Annotated in this window: 2 protein-coding genes; both read right to left on the bottom strand. The window is 25.9% G+C overall.

All coding sequences use genetic code 11. The features are described 5' to 3' along the window. The coding region (locus IE124_RS34325) for a 50S ribosomal protein L6 (protein ID WP_189514029.1) at positions 1-383 on the bottom strand (383 nt) is incomplete at its 3' end. Positions 384-412: 29 nt separating this feature from the next. After that, positions 413-611 (bottom strand): 30S ribosomal protein S8 (gene rpsH / locus IE124_RS34320; RefSeq protein WP_189514026.1); only part of this gene is annotated, 199 nt, incomplete at its 5' end.

The raw sequence follows: 611 nt of genomic DNA, 5'->3' as shown, positions 1-611 counted from the left end.
ATAGTATTGCTAGGAGTTTCTGCTAATATATTTTTAGGTAATTTATATTCAAGAATATGTGAATAACCAAGCATTAAATTAATTTTTCTCCCATTAATTTTAGCTCTATATCCTACTCCATTAATTTCTAATTTTTTAGTAAATCCTTTATCTACACCAATTATCATATTATTAACTAACGCTCTCATTGTTCCAGCCATTACCCAATTTTTTTTAAACTTCGAATTAAATATTAATTTTTTATTTTCTTTTTTTATTAAAACTGATGAATGTTTTTTTAAATATAATCTTCCATATTTCCCACTAATAACTATAATTTCTTTATCCAAATTTATCTCAACTTTATCAGGTATTTTAATTGGACATTTTGCTATTTTAGACACTTTTACTTTTCTCCTTTATACTACCTTAACTAAATTACTGTACAAATCACCTCACCACCAATCCCTTTTTTTCTTGCTTCATAAGATGTCATTACTCCTTTTGACGTTGATATTATAGCGATACCTAACCCATTTTCGACTGTAATGAAGTTACCTTTTCCTTGATAAATACGTAAAGAAGGTTTAGAAATACGTTTTATTTTCTCTATTACAGGTTTTCCTTTAAAA

The sequence above is a fragment of the Streptomyces narbonensis genome, from assembly GCF_014649015.1.
Lineage (GTDB): Bacteria > Actinomycetota > Actinomycetes > Streptomycetales > Streptomycetaceae > Streptomyces > Streptomyces narbonensis.
The sequence above is the reverse complement of the archived record's forward strand: the minus strand, read 5'-3'. Positions and strand labels throughout refer to the sequence as shown.